This is a genomic window from Rathayibacter sp. AY1D2, assembly GCF_002932695.1.
Classification (GTDB): domain Bacteria; phylum Actinomycetota; class Actinomycetes; order Actinomycetales; family Microbacteriaceae; genus Rathayibacter.
Genome location: NZ_PSVX01000110.1, coordinates 1 through 4,171, shown reverse-complemented (window position 1 = coordinate 4,171; position 4,171 = coordinate 1). Strand labels below are relative to the sequence as shown.

Sequence of the window (4,171 nt, the reverse complement as noted above, 5' to 3'; positions counted from 1 at the left end):
CCGCTGCAGATCCGCCGCGAGCGCCGGGTTCTTGAAGGCTGCGGCGATGGTGTCGGGGATCCGGCTGAACAGCACCGAGAAGATCACGGCGGTGCCCAGGGTGCCGCCGATCTGGCGGAAGAACGTGGAGGCGCTGGTCGCGACTCCCATGTTCGCCACGTCGACCGAGTTCTGCGAGGCCAGGGTGAGGGTCTGCATCATCTGCCCGAGCCCGAGGCCCAGCATCAGCATCCCGCCCATCATGAAGATCACCGGCTTGTCGATCGTCACGAAGGTGAAGTAGAAGAACGCGGCCGACATCAGGAACGTGCCGACGATCGGGAAGGCGCGGTAGCGGCCCGTGCGCGAGATGATCTGACCCGAGACGATCGAGGCGATCATCAGGCCGAGGATCATCGGCAGCATCAGGAAGCCGGACTCGGTCGGCGTGGCGCCGTTCACCAGCTGCAGGTACAGCGGGATCGCCATCATGCCGCCGAACATGCCGAAGCCGACGAGGACGCCCAGCACGGTCGCCATCGAGAAGGTCGGCGAGCGGAAGAGCTTGAGGGGGATGAGCGCGTCGTCGCCCATCATCCGCTCGGCCGCGATGAAGCCGATGACGCCCAGCGCGCCGACGATGTAGCAGACCCACGCGATCGGCGAGCCCCAGCCCCACTCGCGGCCCTGCTCGGCGATCAGCAGCAGCGGTCCCGCGGCGATGACGACGAGGGAGGCGCCCCACCAGTCGATCCGCACCGAGCGCTTGCCGGCGGGCTTGGGCAGGTGGAGGAACCGCACGACGATGAAGAGCGCGACGGCGCCGATCGGGAGGTTGATCAGGAAGACCCAGCGCCAGCCGGTGATGAAGAGGATCTCGGGGGTGCCGGCGAGCAGGCCGCCGATGAGCGGTCCGACGACGCTGGAGATCCCGAAGACGGCCAGGAAGTAGCCCTGGTACTTGGCGCGCTCGCGCGGGGGCAGGATGTCGCCCATCACCGTGAGCGCGAGCGACATGAGCCCGCCGGCGCCGAGGCCCTGCACGGCGCGGAAGCCCGCGAGGCCGAGCATCGAAGTCGAGAAGCCGGCGAGCGTCGAGCCGATCAGGAACAGCACGATCGCGATCAGGTAGAGCGGGCGGCGTCCGAAGATGTCGGAGAGCTTGCCGTAGATCGGCGTCGCGATCGTCGAGACGATCAGGTAGGCGGTGGTCACCCACGCCTGCTGCGAGAGGCCGTCGAGGTCGTCCGCGATGGTGCGCATCGAGGTGCCGACGATGGTCTGGTCGAGCGAGGAGAGGAACATCCCCGCCATCAGGCCGAAGATGACGAACAGGATCTGCCGGTGCGACATCACGGCGCCGGACGGCGTCGAGGTCGGAGCGGATGGAGCGGAGGCGGAGTCGGCCACGGTGGTCCCCTTGTCTGGCGGACGCGTCCAGGCACGGCGATCCGCCGCAAACGTTGCGTGCTGCGCAAAGTTACACCGCGTGCGGAGAGCGCGACAGAGCGTCCGGCGAGCCTGAACGGGATCTCAGGGCCGCCGTGCCGGGGCCGTGCATCAGGCCGGAGCGGGGACCGCCTCGTCCGCCCAGCCGGCCTCGCGGAGCGCTGCGCGGGCCTCGGCTCGGGCCGAGTACGGCGTGCGCACGCCGAGGATGTCGCGGTAGTTCTGGTGCCCGGGGCCGGCCCAGAGGATGGCGTCGCCCTCGTGCGCCAGGGACACGGCGACGCGGATGGCGCGCTTGGGGTCGTCGACCTCGTGGATCTCGGCGTCCGGACGTGCGGCGCGGGCGGCCTCGACGAGGGTGCGCCGGATCGAGGCCGGGTCCTCGAAGCGCGGGTGGTGGTCGGTCACGACCAGCACGTCGCTGCCCAGGACGGCGGCTTCGGCCATGGCCGGGCGCTTGAGCGCGTCCCGGTCGCCGTCGGCGCCGAACACCATGACCACGCGGCCGGGAGTGACCTCGCGGACGGCCTCCAGGGTGCGGGCGAAGGCGTCGGCGCTGTGTCCGAAGTCGACGTACACCGTGGGGCCGCGGTCGCCGGAGACGCGCTCGGTGCGGCCGGGGAGGGAGGCGTCCACTCCGCCGTCGCGGTGCAGCGCGGCGCGGATCTCGCCGATCGGCCGACCGGACTCGATCAGCATCACGATCGCCAGTCCGGCGTTGGCGGCCATGTGGGTGCCGATGATCGGGACGGAGGTCGTGATGGCACGGCCCTCGCGGTTGCCGATCCGGAAGCGGGTGCGGCCGAACTCCTGCTCGAGCACCGTCATGGTCCAGTCGGCGTCGACGCCCGGGAGGGAGGTGATCGTGGTGACCGGCACGCCGGCGACCTCGACGAGGCGCGCGCCCGCGGGGGAGTCGAGCGAGACGACGGCCCGGCGCGCGCGATCGGGCTGGAACAGCTGGGCCTTCTCGCCGAAGTAGGTGTCCATGTCGCCGTAGTCGTCGAGGTGGTCGTGGCTGAGGTTCGTGAAGCCGGCGACGTCGAAGACCACGCCGTCGACGCGGTGGCGGGTGAGCGCCTGGGCGCTGACCTCGATCGCGGCCGCGCCGACGCCCTCCTCCTCCATGCGGGCGACGAGCGCGTGCAGCTCCGTCGCCTCCGGGGTGGTCAGGCCGCTGGTCACCGAGGTGTCGCCGATGTGGCGCTCCGCGGTCGAGCTGAGGCCGGGCACGACGCCGAGCTGGCGGAGGATCCCCTCGAGCATGTGGACGGTCGACGTCTTGCCGTTGGTGCCGGTCACGCCGAGCAGCACGGGGGAGCGCTCGGCCGTCCCGTAGACGGCGGCGGCGACGGCGCCCAGGCGGGAGCGGGGGTCGTCGACCACGAGGACGGGCAGACCGGTCGCGCGCGCGGCGTCGGCGCCCGCGGCGTCGGTCAGCACGGCGGAGGCGCCGCGGGCCACGGCCTGCTCGACGAACTCGGCCCCGTGGCGGTTGACCCCGGGCAGGGCGACGAAGAGGTCGCCGGGCTCGACGTCGGAGGCGATCAGCGTCACTCCGCTGATCTCGGCCGTCAGGCCGCCCTCGTCGCCGATCTCGAGCGTCCGAGCGAGGGCGGCGAGAGGGACGGAGGGTGCGGTGAGGGGTCGGAGCATGGGGTCCTTCCATCGACGGCTCCGTGGGGGGCCGTGCAGCCGAGGGGGCGGTCGCACGCGGAGTCGTGGCTGTCACTCAAGCTAGGGGGTCTGCTTATGTGAATCCTTAGAGGATATGCGCGACCCGCGTGGAGGGGCACGGGTGGACAGAACCGATCGCCGGTGCTTCAGCAGATGCGCAGGAACGGGTCTGTCTAGGCTCGGAGGATGACGTCGAACGAGAACGAGCCGACCGATGGGCGCCCCGTCGGCCGCCGAGCCCTGGTCATCGGGGGTGTGGCCGCCGCGGCGGGCCTGACCGCGCTGGGGGTCGGAGCCGCCATCGGGAACGGAGCGCCGGCGCCCTCGCCGACCCCCTCGACGGCGCCGCCCGCTCCGTCGCCCTCCGCGGCCGCGACCACCTCGACGCCCACGGCGGTGCCGACCGCCACTCCCACTCCCACTCCCACCGCCTCCGGGATCGACCTCACCGCGCAGTCCGTCGACGACCCGGCGAGCACCTGGGTCGTCGTCAACAAGCTGCGGACGCTCGCGCCGGTCGACTACGTCCCCGCCGACCTGACCTTCCCCGACGTGCCCTACGTCAACCGGCAGCCGATGCGCCAGGCGACCGCGGACGCCCTCGTCCCGCTCTTCGCCGCCGCCCGCTCCGAGGCCGGCCTCTCGCTGGCGGTGCAGAGCGCCTACCGCTCCTACGACACCCAGGTCAGCGTCTACGCGGGCTGGGTGTCCTCGCGCGGGCAGGCGGGAGCGGATGCGACGAGTGCGCGCCCGGGGCACAGTGAGCACCAGACCGGCTGGGCGGTCGACGTGGTGGGAGCGTCGGGCGCGTGCGCGCTCGAGATCTGCTGGGGCGACACTCCGGAGGGGCAGTGGGTCGGCGCCAACGCCCACCGCTTCGGCTTTCTCGTGCGCTACAAGCCCGACACCACTCCGATCACGGGGTACGAGTCGGAGCCGTACCACCTGCGGTACGTCGGGACCCAGCTCTCCGGGTACCTGCACGACTCCGGCATCGAGACGCTCGAGCGCGCCTTCGGCCTTCCGGATGCGCCCGATTACGCACCCGGGACGTCTTCCTAGGCGG

3 protein-coding genes are annotated in these 4,171 nt (G+C 71.8%); 1 reads left to right on the top strand and 2 read right to left on the bottom strand.

The window, feature by feature from the left end:
• The coding region (locus tag C5D04_RS17495) for an MDR family MFS transporter (RefSeq protein ID WP_146085892.1) at nucleotides 1–1,332 on the bottom strand (1,332 nt) is incomplete at its 3' end.
• Nucleotides 1,333–1,539: 207 nt separating this feature from the next.
• On the bottom strand, nucleotides 1,540–3,084 hold the full coding sequence (locus tag C5D04_RS17490; protein WP_104292504.1) for a Mur ligase family protein: 1,545 nt from the start codon (nucleotides 3,082–3,084) through the stop codon (nucleotides 1,540–1,542).
• Nucleotides 3,085–3,291: 207 nt separating this feature from the next.
• On the opposite strand from C5D04_RS17490, the gene C5D04_RS17485 reads away from it, so the two are divergent.
• Entirely contained in the window at nucleotides 3,292–4,167 is an 876-nt protein-coding gene (locus tag C5D04_RS17485) for a D-alanyl-D-alanine carboxypeptidase family protein (RefSeq protein ID WP_104348134.1), read from the top strand.
• Nucleotides 4,168–4,171: the final 4 nt, after the last annotated feature.